Here is a 20,603-nt window from a genome sequence, read left to right as displayed (position 1 = left end):
CTTTACATAGGTTTGGCACCTAAACTTCAGTATATCTTTTTTTATTCAATAGAACAAGAATTATTTGCAAACTATTGATGAATTGCCTTACTAAATACAGCACGAGCAGCATCGCCAATATGCTCGCTCACTGTTGGATGCGGGAAAATCATACGTGCTAGGTCTTTTACAGAACCACCTGCTACCTTTGCTGCTAGCATGGCATTAATCATTTCAGTAGCACCATCTCCAACTACACAAGCACCGTAAATATCCCCTTCTGGACTCGCAACAAACTTCATAAAGCCCTGTGTATTTCCTTCAAGCAATGCCTTTGGATTCGTTGGTAAGAACATCTTCGTAACAATTGCATCAGAGGGAGCTTCATGCTCTAGCATGCCAAATGTTGCAATTTCAGGATGTGTATACACACAACGCGGAATTTCTTGTTGATTAATGACGCGTGGGTGCTTGCCTAAAATAGTATCTACAGCATGAATTCCTTCTGCACTTGCCGAATGCGCTAATTGGAATCCACCAACTAAATCCCCAATTGCATAAATCCCTGGGATACTTGTTTCATAATGGTTATTTACAGCAATTAATCGACCATCCATCGCCAGCTCGATCGCTTCTGCAATTTTAGCATTCGGTCTTCTACCTGTTGCAAATAACAGATTTTCATACGTATATACTCCTCGTGATGTATGGATTTCATGTCCCTTTATTTCTTCGAAACGGAAATCAGTTACTAATTCAATACCTAGAGACGCCATTTTCTCTTTAATAATCGGACGAGCATCGGGCTCCTCTGTTTGCAAAATATCCTTACTATGGTTTAATATCGTTACTTTTGTTCCCATTGGTGCTAATGCAAAAGCCATTTCAATCGCTATAACGCCACCACCTACTATTGTTAGCTGCTTTGGTAGCTCTGCCATATGGAAAAATGTATCGGTCGTATGATAGGTTGCTGTTTCAATTCCTTTAAACGGTGGAACAAATGGATGACTTCCTGTAGCAAGAATGACATTTTTCGCTTCAAAGGTTTCATTTCCAACTGTGATGGCTTTATTTTTCGCTACTGTCGCTTCGCCACGGTACATTGTAATTTGTGCATTTTCAATGAATCCTTCGATATTGGCAAGAAGCTCATCGATCACTGCATCTTTTCGTTTCATCAATTTCGGAAAATCTATATTGATAGTCGGAACGGTTACTCCCCAATTAGTACCACGTCGAATTTCCTGAACAAGCTTAGAGTGCTCTAGCATTATTTTTGATGGAATACAGCCCACATTGTAGCATGCACCACCAACTTTATTTTTCTCTACTAATGCCACTTTAAGGCCACTTTTTGCCGCATGAATTGCCGCTACATATCCCCCTGGACCTGCACCGATTACTGCTATATCAAATTGTTTCATTACTATTTCACCTCGCGTTTAACGATAGCATTACAAAAGTTGGAATGCAATGTTCGTTCTTCGATAAATAACCAATATAAAAAACTGATACCGTCTAACTCGTATCAGTTAATAATAGTACTATCATTCTTTTAAAGTGCAGCGATTATTACAAGTATCCATGCCACTAGCATAAGGAGACCACCTATTGGCGTTATTGCTCCTAGCTTACGAATACCTGTAAGCGATAAAATATATAAACTTCCAGAAAAAATTAATGTCCCTGCAAACATTAAATATGTAGCCGAAGTAAGAGCACCTGATGCACCTAAAACCTCGGTTAAAATGCCAATACTGATTAAGCCTAGCCCATGATACATTTGATAGCGGCATGCTGTTTCCCAGTTTTCCGCATATCGTACTTCCTTAAATTTGTCCTTTAATGCATGTGCCCCGAAAGCACCAAATGCCACACTTAAAAAAGCTAATACAGCTCCTAAAATAATTGCCACTACCATATTTATTCCCTACCTTTATTGTAATTACATATATGATAACACATCTTTCTTCGTAGGAAGAGACGTTATTGCACCGACTCTAACACAAGTTAGAGCACCGACGATATTACTGAATTTAGTAAACTGTTTTAAAGTTTTAAATGGAAGATTATGAAGAGAAGCACATTGTGCAAACTGAGCTAGCATCGCTCCTACAAATGCATCGCCAGCGCCTGTGGAGTCAATAGAGTAGACAGTAATACTTGGAACTCCACCTTCTCTTTCTCTATGGGCAATGAATGTTCCTTTGTCCCCCATTGTCACCGCCAACATTGTATCACCGGTCCTCTTTATTTGTAATAATTCATTTTCTTCCTCACTCACTTTAATAAAATCCGCTAACGCCACGCAACTGTTTACTTTCTCTATAAATTCCGTTTCTCGTCCTTTCCATAAATCTTGACGATAGTTCGGATCAAAAGATATAAAGCATCCATTCTTTTTTAACTTTCTCATTAGTTCCATATAGGTAGAATAAAAGGGGTCTGAAAGGAGGGCTGTTGCCGAGCCAAAATGAGCAATCTTAATATTTTTTATTTGTTCTTCATCTATCTCCTGTAAGGTCAGCCTTTCATCTGCCCCTCGATGAAAGATGAAATCACGTTCTCCCCCACGCTGTCTAGATACAAAAGCCAATGTTGTTGGAGCATTAGGATCCTCTATAAGCATTGATGTATCAACACCTATCTCTTCTAGTGTTTGTTTAAGATACGTTCCAAACGAATCCCCTCCAACCTTCCCACAGAACTGGGCCTGTCCACCCAGCTTTGCAATCGCTGCACTAACATTAGCAGGAGCACCACCTGGTTGTTTTATAAATGTTTTACCTTCTACCAAATCAACGTCAATGTCCGAGCAAAAAAAATCAATTAGTATTTCTCCTACACATAGTACCTTTTCCATTCTAACATCCTCCAACGTATAAATTTCCTTTATTATGGTTCATACTATAATGATACTGCAAAGGAGGTCATTTTATGGCAGATAAAAAAAGAGATTTAGGTAAAATCGGCGAGAAATTATATGCCATGCATGAGGATATGCAAACGGTAGATTTTATACCCATGGAGGAAAAAAATCAGCAAGTACAAGCTGAAAAGCATGATGAAGAAACAAAATATCCATCTATTGATAAAAATGATCAGGATAAACGATCTTAACTAAGATTGCAGGAGAAATCGAAAAAGGATTCTCCTGCATACAAAAAAAGCACAACCGAGGTTATGCCTTTATTTACACTACATCACCGTTGCTTCCGGCTCGTAGCTAATCATTTCTTTAATTGTGTTATTGTCGCCCATAATCGCAACTGTTGGCTTATGGTCAGCAGCTTCTTTATTATCAACATACACGTAAGAGATAATAATAACAATATCGTCCTTTTGTACAAGTCGAGCTGCAGCGCCGTTTACGCAAATAACGCCACTACCACGCTCACCTGCAATAATATATGTTTCAAAACGAGCACCATTATTATTGTTCACAATATGCACCTTTTCGTTTGGTAGCATCCCAACTGCATCTAAAATGTCCTGGTCAATTGTAATAGAGCCAACATAATTTAAATCCGCCTGTGTCACTTGAGCACGGTGAATTTTGCTATTCATCATCATTCTTAACATCGTTATTATTCCCCTTTTATTGAAAACATTAAGTTATCGATTAAGCGTGTTTTACCAATATATACAGCAACTGCTAGTAATACCTCTGTTGTATTTTCCTGCACTTGTGCTAAATCAGGATACGATAATAATTCTAAATAGTCAATCCGCCCAGAAGTTTCTGTTTCAATACTCTTGCGGGCTTTTTCAATCGCAGCCTCAGCATTACCTGTTTCTTTCATTTCATCCTTCGCTAATTGAAGCGCCGCATAAATAGCTGGTGCTTCACTTCGGTCCTGCTCCGTTAAGTACACATTACGGCTTGATTTTGCTAATCCGTCTTCTTCACGTACAATCGGCACCGTTCGAAGTTCTAGCGGGAAGTTATAATCACGAACCATCGTTTGAATAATGGCTACTTGCTGTGCATCCTTTTGACCAAAGTAAGCACGTGTTGGCTGGGCTAGATGGAATAGCTTCGCAACAACTTGTAGTACACCGTCAAAATGTCCTGGTCGGCTTGCACCACATAAAATTTGAGACTGACGACCAGCACGAATATATATTCCACCATCTGTTGGATACATTTCTTCTACCGCTGGAGCAAAAATATAGTCAACCCCAGCCGACTCTGCAAGCTTCGTGTCACGCGGTAAATCTCGTGGATATGATTCAAAATCTTCATTTGGACCAAACTGTGTCGGGTTAACAAAGATACTCATAATCACGATATCATTTTCTTTTCGTGCCTCTGAGGCAAGAGTTAAATGCCCCTCATGTAGGTATCCCATCGTTGGTACAAGCCCAATTGACTGTCCTACTTCTTGCGCCCCTTTTATAATTCCCTTTAGTTCAGCGATTGTTGTTACGACCTTCATTTTACTGCGCCCCCATATAATGCGATTAAATGATCCTCATTCATCGTAAAGCTTTGGGATTCATTCGGGAAGCTACCTGCCTTCACTGCTTTTGTGTAGCCAGAGATGCCACGTTCTACTTCATCTCCTACAAATCCAAATGCTTGAACAAATTTTGGTATATGATGTTTTCCATACATTAATAAGTCATGGAAAACTAACACTTGTCCATCTGCTTCAACTCCGGCACCTATTCCGATTGTTGGAATCGTTAATGCTTTCGATACAAGGTCAGTTAACTGATGTGGAATACATTCTAGAACAACAGCACAAGCACCTGCTTCCTCTACTTTACGAGCGTCCTCTAGTAGCTTAGCTGCTTGCTCTGCTGTTTTCCCTTGCACTTTGTAGCCACCTAGTACACCCGCTGATTGTGGAAGTAAGCCTAAATGGGCAACTACCGGAATCCCAGCATTTGTCAGCTTCTTGATCACATCTACTACCTCGTCTGCACCTTCAACCTTTAAGGCATCAGCACCCGTCGCTTGCATCATACTAACAGCCGTTTTTAAAGTGTCGTTAAGATCTCCGTGGTATGAGCCAAAAGGCATATCTAGGACGATAAACGTATCCTTAGCCCCTCGGCGAACTGCTTTCCCATGGTGAACCATATCCTCTACAGTGACTGGCATTGTTGAATCATAACCTAATACAACCATCCCTAATGAATCACCGACTAAAATCATATCGACGCCTGCATCCTCTGAGAATTTTGCAGCTGGATAATCGTATGCTGTTATCATGACGATTTTTTCACCCTGCCTCTTCATTTTTAAAAAATCACTCGTTGTTTTCATATGTTCCTCCCCCAATTTCTCGAAGAAAACAATAAAATACCCTTCTATCCAAAAATGGACAGAAGGGTAGCGCTGACTCTCTTACGCTTCGTTTTCTTCCGTCCCTGTCTATATAAGATCAAGGCAGATTTTTTTGTTATTTTTTTTAAAAGGTACAGTTCAAAAATGATACTGTCCACAAAGCTACTATAACAAGTTTAGAAGAAAACGTACAGTTTATTGTTTATAAAATCTACAGTGAATCACCTTACTTGATTTCAATATCCGCAGAATACACTTCCTTAATTTCTCCACTATTTGTTCGGATTTGTAGAACGCCCGCCTCTGTTATTCCAATTGCTTCTCCTTCAATCACTTCTCGAAGGGTTGTTGCCTTTACATGCTGACCGATTGTTCCTGAAGCTTCTTCCCAAAGCTCTTTAATTGGTTCAAAACCATGTTTAATATAAAGATCTGAGTAGTGCTCTAGGAAGTAAAGTAAATTTGAGACAAATAAAGCGCGATCAATCGTTTCTCCATGCTCGATGGCCATTGATGTTGCGATAGAGTGCAATTCCTCTGGAAAATCGTTCATTTGCTGATTAACATTGATACCGATGCCAATTAATAGAGCTTGTACACAATCTGCCTCTGCCACCATTTCAGTTAAAATCCCTGTACATTTACGACCATTAATCAAAATATCATTTGGCCATTTGATGGTTGGTACGAAGGTTTTAAACATTGCCTTCATTGTATTAACAACAGCAACTGCTGCAACAAGTGTAAATTGAGGAGCTTGATGTGGCAATACGTCTGGCTTTAAAATCACCGTCATCCAAATCCCTTTGCCTGCTGTAGATTCCCAAGGACGTAGCATTCGACCACGGCCTGCTGTTTGATGCTCTGCTAAAATAATAGTGCCATCTTCTACTCCATCTCGAACAAGGTCGTGTGCAATAAGCTGAGTAGATGGCGTTTCTTCAAAATGATGGATTGTTTTACCTAATCGCTTCGTTTGTAAATTTGCCGTTATTTGTGCAACATCGACGCGATCTGGTACAGAAAGTAAGACATATCCTTTCTTCTTAATCGTGTCAAAAGTGTATCCTTCCGCCTGTAACGACTGCATATGCTTCCAGATGGCTGTACGTGATACACCAAAATCATCCGCAAGCTGTTGTCCAGAAATCGGCTCACCACTAGCCTGTAAAAATTTTTGTAAAATTTCATCCTTCATTGTTAAACTCATACAAAAACCATTCCTTTGAAATATTATACTGTCACGTTCTTTTTTATAGTTAATCCTACAACATAATCGTATTAATCATACAATTAACTGTAGGGATAAGCTATTAAATCCTGTAAATAAACTATTTCATGTTGGTATATGACATTAGTATCAGAAGGTGCATAGATGTTAATTCTAAAAAAACACGCATCATACTACATGCGGTAAAATGCGTGTTTAAAACGGATAAAAAGTCTCTAGTGTTTTTTACTCTACTTATTTTTGTATTTTTGAATAACTTCTTCTTTTAATAGATTAAAGTGACTTGGATCTTCACCCACATAGTCTAATGATTCAAATTCTTCTTTCGTCATTTCCAGTTTTACTTGTTTAACTGGATCTGTAATATCTAAATCGAATTTACCTTGATAGACACCTAACCCAACGAAGGTGTTATCTGGATTTTCTTTAAGGAAAAGTATATAGTTTCCTTTTACATTCATATTTTTATATCCATCAACATTTTGATATATTTCACCCTTCATAAAACCAGGTTCATAAATTACGATCGTTGATCCTTTTTCAATGTTGCCTTTATAAACTTTTTTCACTTTAACTTCAGACTCCGCAGCACTATCAATTACAATCCCATTCTGCTCAAAGTTTTGAATTTTTCTATCCCCAGTAAATTTCACTTGCACAATAGTATCTGCAGTATTTTCTAATTCATCTAAATCTTTGTATAATGGAAATTTAGCTTGCCCAGTAGCCAAGCTTATTAATTGCTGTGAAACATTTGAACGTTCTTTATCATTTTCTGTACCTTGTTCAACTGAACAACCGCTTAACAATACGATTCCAACAATCGCAGAAATTATTGATAGCGTCCATTTCTTATTCAAAGACTACACCCCTAAAATTTAATAAAATTGACATTACAATCAGCCTTATGTGTTTTTCAAGTACATTAAATAATCTGTATAATTATTTAGTAGTTTATTGATTTAAAAGGTTTCATAAAAAGATAGTTTAATTTGTAAATAAAAAGAGTAAGGGAACAAATGTAGTTCCTTACCCGCTATGAGATTATTTATATTGGTTTTCCAACTGATATTTACCCTTCGTCAAACTCATGTAGGAACCATTCCCTAATCTGATCAGGATTATTGTCAAGAGAGCCATTTAAAACAGCTAGTAATACCTTGTCCAACGCATCTTTTAACCAAGGTCCTCGCTTTTTATTCGTCCATTCCATAAAATCATTTCCGTTTGCCTGAAGGTCTTTCCTAGATTCAATCGGAAGTGAGGCTTTTATTAATGCGATTTGATCTTTCGTTACACTGAGCTCAATCCCCTGCCATTCTGCAAAATCATAGGCCCCTTCAAGTACCGATAATTCGGTTTCAAAATAATCTACGATTGACCAGCCTTGTAATAATGCGTCATAAGCACGAAGAACATTCTGCACATAATTCTTTTCCTTATTTGACAATCTGTACGCCTTCACAATGGATGCATGCTGCTCCCTATTTAAAAAGCAAAGGTATGCCCACCCCATCGAGGGAGAGGTGAACTTGCAATATTTCCATTTTTCTAAATTTTCCATAAAATTTCCCGGTAAATAATTTGCTAAATTAGATTGTACAAGAGATACTATTCCTTCAAAAACATTATCGCTTATCCATATTTTATTTAATTCTGCCGAGATTCTCTCCATTGCAATATGTTGAATGTCTTGTGCCTGTTTTTTAATAGCTGTAAATGTTTCATTCTCAATAGCAAAACCGAGCTGTGCACGAAAACGCACAGCTCGGAGCATTCTTAGGGCATCTTCTTGAAATCGTTTTTGTGGTTGCCCCACTGCTCGTATCAGCCTTTGCTCTATATCAGAAATACCACCATAGTAATCGATTATTTCATAGGAGGCTGTCATCGCTATAGCGTTCATTGTAAAATCACGACGTTCTAGGTCATCCTTTAATGAACGAACGAAAACGACACTATCCGGTCGACGGTGATCATCATACGTACCATCTGTTCGATATGTCGTCACCTCTATTGGCGCTCCTTCATCAAGCACGAGTACGGTACCATGCTCAATACCGACATCGACTGTTTTGGTAAATATGGTTTTTATTTCAGAGGGCAATGCACTCGTAGCAACATCAATATCATGCTGCTCCCGATTTAATATTCGATCCCTTACTGCACCACCGACAAAGACAGCCTCAAAGCCCGCTTGTTGTATTTTATGGATGACATTCTCTGCTATTTTCCATTGTTGTGTCATAATTTAACTGCCGCCAATTTTTCATATAACTGTTCATATTGTTCAATAATTGCTTCTGAATGAAATTTTGATTGCACTGCTGCCATTGCGTTTTCTCGGAATGTCATGAGCTTTTCTTCATCGCTTAATAATTCAATTGCATATTTTGCAACGGCATCAACATCACCTAAATCGACTAAGTAGCCGTTTACACCGTGCTCAATCACTTCTGGAATACCACCAATTGCCGTGCCTATACCCGGCACGCCACATGCCATTGCTTCAAGTAATACTAGACCGAATGATTCCTTTTCTGAAAGTAGGAGCTTGACATCACTAATAGCAAAAAGCTCGGCAATATTTTCTTGCTTTCCAAGGAATAAAATATCTTCCTTATATTGCGATTTTTTAACCTTATCCATGATACGGTGCTTTTCAGGTCCATCTCCCACAAGTAATAGTTTCGCTGGCATCCTTTCCCTTACTTTCAGAAACGCGTCAACGATGTCTGGTAAATTTTTTATCTTACGGAAATTAGATACGTGAATTAATACACGCTCATTTTCCCTAATACCAAACTGTTCCTTTAGATTACCTGGATCGAGTGGCTTAAACACAGCCTCATCAACAAAGTTATAGATCGTTTCAATTGGCTTTTTCGTATCAATGCGCTCATACGTTTCCTGCTTTAACGAATCAGAAACTGTCGTAACAATATCAGAACGCTCTATGCCATATTTAATTGCTAGTGCTAGCGTGGAATCTTCCCCTAAAACGGATATATCAGTACCGTGCAGTGTCGTGACAATACCAATGGATTCACCACACATTTCACGCGCAAGTACGGCGCATACTGCATGAGGGATGGCATAATGGACATGCAGCACATCTAATTTTTCCTCTTTAATTACGTCTGCCATTTTACTTGCTAAAGCAATATCATATGGAGAATATTGAAAAACAGAATAGTTATTCACTTCTACTTCGTGGAAAAAAACAGTAGGATAAATTTTATTCAATCGAAATGGTACGCTCGATGTAATGAAATGAATTTCATGCCCTCTTTCTGCTAGCATCTTCCCGAGTTCTGTTGCAATTACACCTGAACCTCCCACAGTAGGATAACACGTAATACCAATTTTTAACTTTCGCATCTGCTTTTCATCCCCTTTTTAGCAATTATTTGATTGTACATTTTATATGGCAAAATAACAATAATCCTTTATTGACGTCTTTCCTGAATAAGCCTCCAATCAACTAGCCCTGCTTCTAAGCCTTTTAATAAAATTTCTGCTGTGCCCATATTAGTTGCAAGTGGTACATGATATAAATCACATAAACGAACAAGGGCCGTTACATCTGGTTCATGTGGCTGAGCAGTTAATGGATCACGGAAGAAAAATACCATATCCATTTCATTGTTTGCTATCATCGCACCAATTTGCTGGTCGCCACCTAGAGGGCCTGAGCGGAATCTTGTTATTTCTAGTCCCGTTTCTTCATTAATGCGAAGCCCTGTTGTTCCTGTTGCATACAGCTCATGCTCTGCAAAAATCTGGCGATATGCAATTGCAAATTGAACTAAATTATCTTTTTTACGATCATGTGCAATTAATGCAATTTTCATTGGATCATTCCATTCTTATATGATATTTTCTAGCCCGTACACAAGTTTATCCATCGTGATTACCGTATTAATACAGAACGCTACACCACTCATAAATGATTCTCGGTTTAATGAGTCATGTCGGATAGTTAAAAGCTGACCGTCCCCACCGAATAATACTTGCTGATGAGCTACAAGCCCAGGTAAACGGACAGAATGAATTTTCATTCCTTCAAAGTCTGCTCCTCGCGCTCCTTCATGTGTTTCCTTTTCATCCGGATGCCCCTGAATTTTCGATTGACGAACTTCTGCAATCATTTGAGCTGTTTTGATTCCTGTGCCAGAAGGGGCATCTAGCTTTCTATCATGATGCATTTCGATAATTTCAACATCTGGTAAGTATTTTGCTGCCTCCTTTGCAAATTTCATCATTAGAATAGCACCAATGGCAAAATTAGGGGCTATAATACAGCCAATTTTTTTACTTCTTGCTAGCTCTGTTAATTCTTGTAGTTGTTCATCTGTAAAGCCAGTAGTACCAATTACAGGTCTTACATTGTGTTCTAGCGCCTCTTTTGTATGCTGATAAACTGAATGTGGGCTTGTTAAATCAAGCAGTACATCTGGCTTTGTTTCAGCTACTAGCTGTGCAAAATCAGTGTAAATAGGTGTATCATAATAATCTGGAAACATTTCTAAATTTCCTAGCGTCGGACCAAGATCCTTATAGTCTAGTGCAGCTACGAGCTCCATCCCTTCTCGATTTAACACTGTATGTACCGCTTCAATTCCCATTTTTCCCCGTGCACCGGCGATTGCTACTCTAATCATTCTATTCTTCCTTTCGTGTCCAACGATCTTTATCTCTCGTTTCAAATTTATTTAACACTCGTAATAACGCTTCGTCTAGACGAATACCTTGTGCATTTGCAAAGCATACTAAAACGAAAAAGAAATCGCCAAGCTCTTCTTCAATAGAACTGATATCCTCTGTTGACTTCTTTTTCTTCTGTCCGTATACATCCTGCACCTCACGGGATAACTCACCTAGCTCTTCTGTTAGGCGTGCAAGCAATTCAAACGGCGGAAAATAGCCTTCTTTAAATTGACCGATGTAATCATCCACTTTTTGCTGTAAATCATGCATTGTTAATTGTTTATCCATGTTCTCACACTCCTATTTCTATCGTATCGATTTCACATCCTGTTGTCAAAACATGAAAAATACAACATAATAAGTTTACTGAGCAACGAACATATATTTTTATCATTTTTTAGAATTTTTCAATATTTACAACGGAGGAAAAAAGAATGAACGGTATTAAAATTCAAAACATCTTAGGAATTATGCTCGGTTCTGCCATTTTCAGCTTTGGTTTTGTCCATTTCAATATGCAAAATCACCTTGGTGAAGGTGGCTTTAGTGGCATCACACTAATTTTATTTTTTACTTTAAAGTGGGATCCTGCATTAATGAACCTTCTATTAAATATTCCGATGTTTATCTTAGGTTGGCGTTTGCTAGGTAAGCGAGCACTTATTTATACAATTATCGGTACAGTTTCTGTCTCTATTTTCTTGAAGATTTTTCAATTATATGAGTTCCAAATGAACTTACAAGATGATAAATTACTTGTCGCTTTATTTGCAGGTGTATTCATAGGAGCTGGACTTGGAATTGTGTTCCGATCAGGAGGTACAACAGGCGGTGTTGATATCATTGCAAGATTAGCGAATAAATATATAGGCTGGAGTATGGGAAAAACAATGTTCGCTTTTGATACAGTTGTTATATTACTTTCTTGGGCTACATTTTTAGATGCGCGTTCGATGATGTATACGCTAGTAGCCGTTTATATCGGTGGACGAGTTATCGACTTTGTTCAAGAAGGAGCCTATTCAGCAAAAGGAGCACTGATCATCTCCTCTCAGGCTGATGAAATTGCAGACTTTATTGCCGAAAAAATGGAGCGCGGCGTAACAATTATAAATGGTCGTGGACATTTTACAAAGGAGAATAAGGATATATTATATTGCGTTGTTGCTCGAAATGAAATTGTGCGACTAAAAACCATTATTCATACACTTGATCCGCATGCGTTCGTATCCATTGTCGAAGTTCGAGATGTTGCAGGAGAAGGCTTTACACTCGACGACAAAAAACAACCTATTCATTAGAAAAGCGCAAGCGCCCTGGTTAGCCCCGACATGCGCTGGAAGCTCCGAATCGAAAGCATCCTTCCCGCTTTCGACCGAGGAGATGAAGCGACCTCGAGGGGCTGGGCGCTGGAGCTAGACACATACGAAAAGCGCAAGCGCCCTGGTTAGCCCCGACATGCGCTGGAAGCTCCGAATCGAAAGCATCCTTCCCGCTTTCGACCGAGGAGATGAAGCGACCTCGAGGGGCTGGGCGCTGGAGCTAGACACATACGAAAAGCGCAAGCGTCCTGTTTAGCCCCGACAAGCGCTGGAAACTCCGAATCGAAAGCATCCTTCCCGCTTTTGACCGAGGGAGCAGACCGCGGTCCCGAGCGTGCGGCGTAAATGCCTAGACACTCTCTATACTTGCTACAACTTATACAAGCTAATCTTCTTAGAAAAAATGCCCGCCTATTTAGACGGGCATTTCATAAATCTATTCTTCTGAGCGCATACCTGTATAAATTAAAACTAAACGTAACAACTCTAGTACCGCTACTGCTGCCGCTGCAACGTAAGTCATTGCTGCTGCATTTAATACTTTACGAGCTCCGTGCTCTTCGTTGTTACCAATAATACCTAATGAAACAACTTCATTCATCGCCCGCTTTGATGCATCAAACTCTACTGGCAAAGTTACCACTTGGAATATTACACCTGCTAATAAAAGCACAATACCTAGTAATAAGAAGCCTGATTGAGAAGCAAAAATACCAATCATAACGAAAATCCAAGAAGCATTAGAAGAGATATTTGCAACTGGTACTAACTTAGCACGTAATGTAAGGAACGAGTATGCTTCCTTATGTTGAATTGCATGTCCTACCTCATGTGCCGCAACAGCAATACCAGCCAGTGATGAATTATAGTAATTATCCTCTGAAAGCGCAACTGTTTTCGTTGCTGGATTATAATGATCTGATAAAATCCCTTGTGTCGGAACTACTCGTACGTCAGTTAAACCATGATGATCAAGAATCATACGAGCTACTTGAGCACCTGTCATACCTCTTTGTGCTGGTACTTCAGCAAACTTTTTATACGTACTTTTTACCTTCATTTGTGCATAGAGAGGTAATAGCATAATGATCGCAAAGTATACGATATACATTCCTAAACCCAAAAATAATCTTCCTTTCCATAAAAGCTATTCTTTATCAAGCGTGTTGATTTACCTATTATTGTTAATGTAGTCATGGCAAAAGTTCATTGCAGCTACAGCCGGCTCGCTTTCCACGGCCATGGCCTCAGCCTCCTCGCCGATCCCACTGAAATCAACTAATAATCCATTTTTGATGACATTTCTCTAAAAAACACGCTTCTATACTAAATTTTTTTTTGATAAACAACACACCTGATTCTTTATACAATTCTATCGATATTCTATTATTGACGCAAATATTTACCCTTACTATATGTAAAATAAGCGAGTAAAATACATGCAATAGATAGCCAAAATGTAAAATATCCTATTTGATTTGAATAATTTGCTAATATTCGATAGATTGGCATTTGTCCAAATACATAATCAATAACATCATTATGCAAAGTCCAGACGGCACCGATTGCAATATGCCCTAGACCAAATCGATATTTCGGCAGGTATAGTATCGCCTGTACGGCCATCGCAAAATGAGAGAAGACGAGCATCCAACCATCAGGACCTAATGAGCCTAACTCAGCTAATGTTAATAAATTCATTACAACTGCCCAAAGCCCATATTTGACTAATGTAATAAGCGCAAGCACTTCAATTAATTTAAAGTTCTTTCCCATTAACCAGCCAACAATAGCAATACAGAAAAAAAGACTAGCTGTCGGACTATCAGGAACAAAAATATAATATATAGCGTCTGTATTAGAAAGCTGACCTCTATACCAGTAGTACCCAAAAACCGTTCCTAAAAAGTTCACAATTAAAAGTAAGCTTAAAAATGTTCGGTGTGATAATACGTACCAGCCTTTAATGAGCAATGTTCTCATAATGCTAACTCCTTACTATACGTATTCTTTAACTCTTGGACCTAAAAAAGTACTTGAAAATACGCATTTTATGCTAAAAAAGAGAGCCAGCGAACTGACTCTCCTTCCATTTTATTACTTCTCTTCTTTTAGGTTTGCAATAAACTCAGCTAGCGTTTTTAGCTCTTCTTCAGTACCTTCGAAGGTACCAGCTGGCATACCGCCACGACCATTAACGATTACATCTTGAACTTCATCAGCTGTTAGTTCATTACCTAGTAACATTGGACCAGATACACCCGCTAAGTCACCACCGTGACAGCCGATACAAGAAGCGTTCGCCTCATAAACTAAATAACCTTCTGATTCAGTATCAACTTCAACTTCTGGTAATAAGCCTAAATGTTTATCAGTAATAACACCTTGAGCTTTTGCTGCTTCCCAATCATGGTTTGCAACTGATTCCCAAGTTAAATAGATCATTGACGCAACAGCTAGTAACATAAATGCTGTTGGTAATGGACGTTTAGATGGACGACGCTCTGGCGTTGTATCTAAGAAAGGTACAAGCGCTAACGCACCGAAAGCTAAACCTGGAATAACTACAGCCCCGATAACATTGTATGGACCTGAAGCAAATGAGTATTTTAATAATTGGTACATGAATAAGAAGTACCAGTCCGGTAACGGAATATAAGAAGCATTAGTTGGATCTGCCGGGCCTTCAAGTGGTGAAGGGTGCGCGACAGTTAATAACAAGTAACCTATTAAGAAAACTGCCCCAACCATCCATTCTTTTAATAAGAAATCAGGCCAGAAAGCTTCTGTTTTCCCTGGATACTCGGAATAATCTTTAGGCTTGTTCGGCATACGATTATGCGTCGTAACACGAGAATCGCCTACGAATTTCATTCCTTTTCCGCGATGCATATTGTCCCCTCCTTAAGAAATAAAAAATACATTGTTTTCAAATCATAGTGGTCCTGAAATACCTTGACGACGAATCATGATAAAGTGAGCTGCAAGTAAACCGAACAATGCAGCAGGTAAGAAGAATACATGAATTGCGAAGAATCGAGTTAACGTTTGAGCACCAAGAATTGTTGCGTCACCCGCTAATAGTACCTTAATCATTTCACCAATAAATGGTACCGACGCCGCGATTTCAATACCTACTTTTGTTGCAAACAACGCTTTCATGTCCCAAGGAAGTAAATAACCTGTGAAACCTAATCCAAGCATTACGCCAAAGATACCTACACCAACAATCCAGTTTAATTCACGAGGTTTCTTATATGAACCTGTGAAGAATACACGAAGCGTATGTAAGAACATCATTACGATTACTAATGAAGCTCCCCAGTGGTGCATACCGCGCACGATTTCACCGAAAGCTACTTCGTTTTGTAAGTAATAAACTGATTTCCAAGCATTTTCTACGTCTGGTACATAGTACATTGTTAAGAACATACCAGATAAGATTTGGATTACTGTGATGAAGAATGTTAATCCACCAAAACAGTATACAAATGCTGAAAAGTGATGCGCAGGGTTAACGTGCTCTGGCACTTCATGGTCGGCAATATCACGCCAAATCGGAGTAATATCTAAACGTTCATCGACCCAATCATAAATTTTATTTAGCACTGTTGTCGTACCCCCTAACTAATTAACTTAAATTATTTGCAAATTTTTTCCCAAGCATTAAGAAACCATCTTTTTCTTCCACTTCGTATTGATCAAGTGGTCCCGTAGGTGGTGTACCAGGAATATTTTTACCAGTTTTCTCATATCGACCTGCGTGACATGCACAGAAGAACTGATCTGGGTGAGCTGAGTCTCCAGCCCAGTTAACAGTACAACCTAAATGTTTACAAACTGGCGAAAGTGCGATGACTGTATCTCCGCTCTTATACACCCATGCCGCTTCAGTTACGTCAGATTTATACCATGCGTCAACTTGCTCAAAAGTGAAATCAACTTTAATAGGCTCTTCTGTAATATCTGCAATTTTTTGGCTTGTTAATACAAAGTCGCCTTCAGCTTTTGTTTGAAGCACAGGGTCAATTGCAAAACGTACCATTGGCATAAGCATACCAGCCGCCATAAATCCACCAACACCTGTTAAAGTGTAGTTCAAAAATTGGCGTCGTGTAACTCGATTATTACTCATCCTTTTCCCCCCTCTAACTAAAAGGTCAGTCCAACCAACGGACATACTTTTACAAATAGTAACACTAGGACATATCTATGATATATCAATAAAATAGGTTGGTCAATATAGCATTGGGTCGTTTTGCTATTATTGTGAACATTTGATGAATCAAAAATCTAAACGTTTGTCCAAACCTTCGAAAGCACCGGAATTACTTGTTTCAATTGGTCTTCTAAAATCTTTTGCTTCACCGCTTTATCCATTGATTCAAGTGGAATCGATGGTAGCCAAAGAATATTGAGCTCCTCTTGGAAAGTTGTCCAACTATGATCACAAGTGACGAAAAAGATATGCTTAAAACCAGCTTGAAGTAGCTCTTCTTCTATAGAATGTACATTAATGTGCTCTTTTAACGCTTTTATATAAGAAAAAGGTGGTGTTATTAATAACCGACCTTTAAATTGTTGCTCAATAAAAGCAGTGAGGGACATTAAATATTCAGCTGAAGAGCTACTTTGCTTACTTCTCTCATCCGTAAATTCTAAGCTCAATAATGGTACAATTGCTGTATCAATGAATTCTTTTTGTGATTGAAATTGTTCAATATCCTTTACATTAAAAAACATAGTGTTTCATCCTTCCAACATTCTTTTCAACCGTCATTTAGTAGAGGTTTCTTTTAACACTTGCAATAAATTTGAAAGCTCGAAAAATCGTTCTTTATCTCCGCAATCAAGCGCTTCATCAATTTCTCGTAATATTTTTTCCTCTTGGAAAGCAAGCATACTATTTTTTAATAATTGTTCTGCTATGACGCGATCCTTTTCACTAATGTGTAAATACTTTGGCATATACGGATTTTCCTCTAATACCGCTAAATAGGATTGGTGCGGCGGAATACTCGGAAAATTAATTTGGATATACATGCCTTCTTCTGGATTTAATCTTATATCATGAAACGACTTTTCCGCATCTGAGGTCATGATATTCCCTTTATAAAAACGAAATGGTATACCATTACTCTCCACAGATGACATCACAATTGCACGCGGACAATAATGCGCTTCTTCTACGAAATGTATATTTTCTAAAATACGGTCATTGCTAAGTAAATAATTTAAAATCCAAACACATTCTCTTCGTTTTAATTGATAATTTTTCAAGAACCAACGTATGAACTCTTTCTTATCTAAAATCGGAATGGAAGAAGTCATAATATCCCCCCCTTTATATGAAGCGTTCAAGTAAGTTTTGCCACTCCTGCTCAGTTGGCTGCAAGTCTACAAGCCTTTTAACAACTTCATGGGCCTCAGCTTGCTTGCCATCCTCTAACAAGAAGTAACAATATTTTTCTAAAAACGACACATCTTCTTTAAAATCATTATATGCACTATTATAAATTTCATATGCTTTTTCAAATTGTTCTTCTTTATCATACGCTTCTGCAACAAACGGGTAAAGGGCAGTCCAATCAAAATCATCACGCTGCAAATGCTCAAATAAGTCGATAACATCCTCATAACGTTCTTGTTCTGTATAAATCGACATTAATATTAGTGTTGCTTCCATATATTCTGGGTCGAGTGCAATTGCTTGTTGTAAATAGTGGATCGCTTCATGGGGCAAGCTATTTTTCAGCGCCATTTTACCTGAGAATAGGAATAGGGCTTTATCATATTCATCGCGCTTTAATCCTTCTTTTATCGTGTTGTATGCACGTTTATTATCCTCTAGCATGGCATAGCATTCCGCTAACAATAAATAAGCTGAGAAGTAATCTGGGTCAAGCTCCTTTAAATCCTCTAATTGCCCGACAGCTGTTTCATATTTTTGTATTTGAAAGGCTGAATATGCGGAACCAAAAAGAAGGTCTGGTGATACTTCTTCTTCAAGTGCCTCCATATAATATTGAAGAGCTGCTTCATAACCTGCTCCTGCACGATATACTTCTGCTAATCGCTGAGCTATGGACACGCCAGCAAATTGTTTGTCAATATTATATAGCTCATCGTAGATACGAGCAGCTTCTGAAAAACGCCCCGTTTCAAACAATAATTCCGCCTTAGCAAACTGTAATAGCGTTTCTGTCGGCAACAATTCAATCGCATCGTTAATTCGTTTTTCAGCTACTTCAAAAAGCCCTTGCATCTGATAATAATCTGCTAACACAAGTAGAGCTTGAGGGTATTCGGGTGCATCCTCTGTTACTGATAATAATAGCTCAAGTGCATCATCCTCATCCCCCATTTCCATTAGTACTGTTGCACGATCAATAATAATTTGTGCCTCTTCTGGGAAAATAAAGGATAAATGCTCAAATACACGGTTCGCTTCATTTAAATATCCATATTGCATTAATATTTCGGCAACCTCATATTGCTCAGCTGGGGATTCATGCATTAAAAAAGTTTCTAAAACAGTATCAATTTGCGCTAAATCTCCGTTTTGAATAGCTTGTAACATTTCTTCCATTCCATCGTTCACCTTTTCTCTCTTAGTCATTCCTAATGCTACATGACAATATACAGTTAAACAAGAAAAAAGAGCTACTTCAAAAATATTTTGAAATAACTCTTTCTCCTTTATTTTTGGATTAAAGAATCAACATGTTCAAAGAATGTTGGATAAGAAACAGCTACACATTGTGCATCGTCTAATTCTATCGATTCATTCGTTATTAGTGCTGCTACAGCTGCCATCATACCGATACGATGATCGCCATAACTATTTAGTTTTGCACCATGCAAAGGAGTCGGACCATGAATTATCATGCCATCATGAGTTGCTTCAATAGTTGCGCCTAATTTTTTCAGCTCTGCTACAACTGCTGCAATACGATCCGTTTCCTTTACCTTTAGTTCCTCTGCATCTTTAATTACTGTTGTGCCATTTGCTTGAGTCGCTAATAAAGCTAGCACTGGGATTTCATCAATTAATCGAGGAATTATTTCGCCTTCGATTGTTGTTGCTTCTAATGTGGACGTTTCGATTGTAATTGTTGCGGTTGGCTCTGCAGCCTTTTCGTCTTCAATTTCAACTGTCATATTTGCACCCATTTTTTCAAGCACTTCAATGATACCTGCACGAGTTTCGTTAACGCCTACATTGTGCAGAACAATACGGCTACCATTCGTAATAGCACCTGCTACTAGGAAGAACGCTGCCGAAGAAATATCACCCGGCACTTTTACATGTGTACCTGTTAGGGATTGACCCCCTTCAAACGAAACAACACCCTCTTCTACTCTAACCCTTGCTCCGAATTGGCGAAGCATTCGCTCTGTATGATCACGAGATACCTCACTTTCACGTACAATTGTTGTGCCATTTGCACGAAGTCCAGCAAGTAGGATCGCTGATTTCACTTGGGCACTTGCAACAGGCATTCTGTAATCAATGGCTGTTAGCGTTGTTCCCTGGATCGCTAGAGGTGTAAATTGTCCATTTTCTCGCCCTGCGATTTTGGCACCCATTAGCCGCAGTGGATCTACTACACGTCGCATAGGCCGCTTACCAATCGATGCATCACCTGTCATAATCGTATGTAGCTTTGTTCCAGATAAAATGCCTAGCATTAAGCGGGTTGTTGTCCCTGAATTACCCGTATATAGCACTTCTTTCGGCTCTTCCCAGCCATCGATACCAGGACTTTCAATTTTTACATTCGTATTATCCACTTCAATTTTAACACCAAGCTTGTGGAAGCAATCAATTGTACTTAAACAGTCCTCACCTAATAGAAAACCTTCTACCGTTGTCGTCCCTTTTGCAATGGCCCCGAACATGACTGAACGATGAGAAATTGACTTATCTCCAGGAACTGTTATTTCCCCTTGAAGTGTTGGACGATTATATTCAAGAGATTTCATATTTTCCCCTCCTTCTATTTAGAAAAGCGCAAGCGCCCCGTTTAGCCCCGACAAGCGCTGGAAGCTCCGAATCGAA

The 20,603-nt window shown here is 38.8% G+C and carries 24 protein-coding genes; 2 read left to right on the top strand and 22 right to left on the bottom strand.

Annotated features, from left to right (window positions below):
• Window positions 1-71 precede the first annotated feature (71 nt).
• The 3 genes from lpdA to V4T18_RS08785 all read right to left on the bottom strand — a co-directional run bounded on the left by lpdA (window position 72) and on the right by V4T18_RS08785 (window position 2,845).
• Window positions 72-1,406 carry a dihydrolipoyl dehydrogenase gene (gene lpdA / locus V4T18_RS08795; protein WP_332648772.1) on the bottom strand — a complete coding sequence of 445 codons (1,335 nt, stop codon included), beginning with the start codon at window positions 1,404-1,406 and terminating at the stop codon, window positions 72-74.
• Window positions 1,407-1,537: 131 nt separating this feature from the next.
• Window positions 1,538-1,903, bottom strand: a complete 366-nt coding sequence (locus V4T18_RS08790; RefSeq protein WP_332648770.1) for a DUF423 domain-containing protein — start codon at window positions 1,901-1,903, stop codon at window positions 1,538-1,540.
• A 24-nt stretch (window positions 1,904-1,927) separates the two neighbouring features.
• Window positions 1,928-2,845: a carbohydrate kinase family protein gene (locus tag V4T18_RS08785; RefSeq protein ID WP_332648768.1), complete on the bottom strand. Its 918-nt coding sequence runs from the start codon at window positions 2,843-2,845 to the stop codon at window positions 1,928-1,930.
• 74 nt (window positions 2,846-2,919) lie between these two features.
• Here V4T18_RS08785 and V4T18_RS08780 point away from each other — a divergent pair, with 74 nt between their 5' ends.
• Window positions 2,920-3,102 (top strand): hypothetical protein, encoded by a 183-nt coding sequence (locus V4T18_RS08780; protein ID WP_332648766.1) that lies wholly within the window; start codon window positions 2,920-2,922, stop codon window positions 3,100-3,102.
• 78 nt (window positions 3,103-3,180) lie between these two features.
• On the opposite strand, the gene panD is transcribed toward V4T18_RS08780, so the two are convergent.
• The 10 genes from panD to V4T18_RS08730 all read right to left on the bottom strand — a co-directional run bounded on the left by panD (window position 3,181) and on the right by V4T18_RS08730 (window position 11,507).
• Window positions 3,181-3,564 (bottom strand): aspartate 1-decarboxylase, encoded by a 384-nt coding sequence (gene panD, locus V4T18_RS08775; protein WP_332648764.1) that lies wholly within the window; start codon window positions 3,562-3,564, stop codon window positions 3,181-3,183.
• 5 nt (window positions 3,565-3,569) lie between these two features.
• Window positions 3,570-4,421 (bottom strand): pantoate--beta-alanine ligase, encoded by an 852-nt coding sequence (gene panC / locus V4T18_RS08770; protein WP_332648762.1) that lies wholly within the window; start codon window positions 4,419-4,421, stop codon window positions 3,570-3,572.
• Complete coding sequence (gene panB / locus V4T18_RS08765) at window positions 4,418-5,257, bottom strand: 3-methyl-2-oxobutanoate hydroxymethyltransferase (RefSeq protein WP_332648760.1); 840 nt, start codon at window positions 5,255-5,257, stop codon at window positions 4,418-4,420. The genes panC and panB overlap by 4 nt, the downstream gene beginning before the upstream one ends.
• A gap of 247 nt (window positions 5,258-5,504) precedes the next feature.
• On the bottom strand, window positions 5,505-6,488 hold the full coding sequence (locus tag V4T18_RS08760; RefSeq protein WP_332648758.1) for a biotin--[acetyl-CoA-carboxylase] ligase: 984 nt from the start codon (window positions 6,486-6,488) through the stop codon (window positions 5,505-5,507).
• 251 nt (window positions 6,489-6,739) lie between these two features.
• Window positions 6,740-7,369 carry a hypothetical protein gene (locus V4T18_RS08755; RefSeq protein ID WP_332648756.1) on the bottom strand — a complete coding sequence of 210 codons (630 nt, stop codon included), beginning with the start codon at window positions 7,367-7,369 and terminating at the stop codon, window positions 6,740-6,742.
• A 212-nt stretch (window positions 7,370-7,581) separates the two neighbouring features.
• Window positions 7,582-8,757, bottom strand: coding sequence for a CCA tRNA nucleotidyltransferase (locus tag V4T18_RS08750; RefSeq protein WP_332648754.1), 1,176 nt, complete (start codon window positions 8,755-8,757; stop codon window positions 7,582-7,584).
• The gene (bshA, locus tag V4T18_RS08745; RefSeq protein ID WP_332648752.1) at window positions 8,754-9,890 is read right to left on the bottom strand and encodes an N-acetyl-alpha-D-glucosaminyl L-malate synthase BshA; all 1,137 of its coding nucleotides are present in this window, start codon (window positions 9,888-9,890) and stop codon (window positions 8,754-8,756) included. The genes V4T18_RS08750 and bshA overlap by 4 nt, the downstream gene beginning before the upstream one ends.
• Window positions 9,891-9,958: 68 nt before the next feature.
• The gene (mgsA, locus tag V4T18_RS08740) at window positions 9,959-10,363 is read right to left on the bottom strand and encodes a methylglyoxal synthase (RefSeq protein WP_332648750.1); all 405 of its coding nucleotides are present in this window, start codon (window positions 10,361-10,363) and stop codon (window positions 9,959-9,961) included.
• A gap of 15 nt (window positions 10,364-10,378) precedes the next feature.
• Window positions 10,379-11,173 carry a 4-hydroxy-tetrahydrodipicolinate reductase gene (dapB, locus tag V4T18_RS08735; protein WP_332648749.1) on the bottom strand — a complete coding sequence of 265 codons (795 nt, stop codon included), beginning with the start codon at window positions 11,171-11,173 and terminating at the stop codon, window positions 10,379-10,381.
• Window position 11,174: 1 nt separating this feature from the next.
• Window positions 11,175-11,507, bottom strand: coding sequence for a nucleotide pyrophosphohydrolase (locus tag V4T18_RS08730; RefSeq protein WP_332648747.1), 333 nt, complete (start codon window positions 11,505-11,507; stop codon window positions 11,175-11,177).
• Window positions 11,508-11,653: 146 nt separating this feature from the next.
• Between V4T18_RS08730 and V4T18_RS08725 the strand changes: the two genes are divergently transcribed.
• A complete protein-coding gene (locus tag V4T18_RS08725; RefSeq protein ID WP_332648745.1) occupies window positions 11,654-12,520 on the top strand; it encodes a YitT family protein in 867 nt (288 codons plus the stop codon).
• Window positions 12,521-12,977: 457 nt separating this feature from the next.
• Here V4T18_RS08725 and V4T18_RS08720 read toward each other — a convergent pair whose 3' ends face one another.
• From V4T18_RS08720 to aroA, 9 genes are all read right to left on the bottom strand, one after another.
• Window positions 12,978-13,652, bottom strand: coding sequence for a zinc metallopeptidase (locus tag V4T18_RS08720; RefSeq protein ID WP_332648955.1), 675 nt, complete (start codon window positions 13,650-13,652; stop codon window positions 12,978-12,980).
• 275 nt (window positions 13,653-13,927) lie between these two features.
• Window positions 13,928-14,524 (bottom strand): DUF1405 domain-containing protein, encoded by a 597-nt coding sequence (locus V4T18_RS08715; protein ID WP_332648743.1) that lies wholly within the window; start codon window positions 14,522-14,524, stop codon window positions 13,928-13,930.
• Window positions 14,525-14,638: 114 nt separating this feature from the next.
• Window positions 14,639-15,433 carry a menaquinol-cytochrome c reductase cytochrome b/c subunit gene (locus V4T18_RS08710; protein WP_332648741.1) on the bottom strand — a complete coding sequence of 265 codons (795 nt, stop codon included), beginning with the start codon at window positions 15,431-15,433 and terminating at the stop codon, window positions 14,639-14,641.
• A gap of 42 nt (window positions 15,434-15,475) precedes the next feature.
• Window positions 15,476-16,150: a menaquinol-cytochrome c reductase cytochrome b subunit gene (qcrB, locus tag V4T18_RS08705; RefSeq protein WP_332648739.1), complete on the bottom strand. Its 675-nt coding sequence runs from the start codon at window positions 16,148-16,150 to the stop codon at window positions 15,476-15,478.
• A 22-nt stretch (window positions 16,151-16,172) separates the two neighbouring features.
• Window positions 16,173-16,676: a QcrA and Rieske domain-containing protein gene (locus V4T18_RS08700; RefSeq protein ID WP_332648737.1), complete on the bottom strand. Its 504-nt coding sequence runs from the start codon at window positions 16,674-16,676 to the stop codon at window positions 16,173-16,175.
• A 158-nt stretch (window positions 16,677-16,834) separates the two neighbouring features.
• A complete protein-coding gene (locus tag V4T18_RS08695; RefSeq protein WP_332648735.1) occupies window positions 16,835-17,284 on the bottom strand; it encodes a YpiF family protein in 450 nt (149 codons plus the stop codon).
• Window positions 17,285-17,317: 33 nt separating this feature from the next.
• Window positions 17,318-17,872 (bottom strand): ReoY family proteolytic degradation factor, encoded by a 555-nt coding sequence (locus tag V4T18_RS08690; protein ID WP_332648734.1) that lies wholly within the window; start codon window positions 17,870-17,872, stop codon window positions 17,318-17,320.
• Between the two features lie 13 nt (window positions 17,873-17,885).
• Complete coding sequence (locus V4T18_RS08685) at window positions 17,886-19,130, bottom strand: tetratricopeptide repeat protein (protein WP_332648732.1); 1,245 nt, start codon at window positions 19,128-19,130, stop codon at window positions 17,886-17,888.
• 110 nt (window positions 19,131-19,240) lie between these two features.
• Window positions 19,241-20,527 carry a 3-phosphoshikimate 1-carboxyvinyltransferase gene (aroA, locus tag V4T18_RS08680; protein ID WP_332648730.1) on the bottom strand — a complete coding sequence of 429 codons (1,287 nt, stop codon included), beginning with the start codon at window positions 20,525-20,527 and terminating at the stop codon, window positions 19,241-19,243.
• Window positions 20,528-20,603: the final 76 nt, after the last annotated feature.

Origin of the sequence: Lysinibacillus sp. 54212, assembly GCF_036662795.1 — a bacterium.
Classification (GTDB): domain Bacteria; phylum Bacillota; class Bacilli; order Bacillales_A; family Planococcaceae; genus Lysinibacillus_B.
This window is presented reverse-complemented; position numbering and strand designations above follow the sequence as displayed.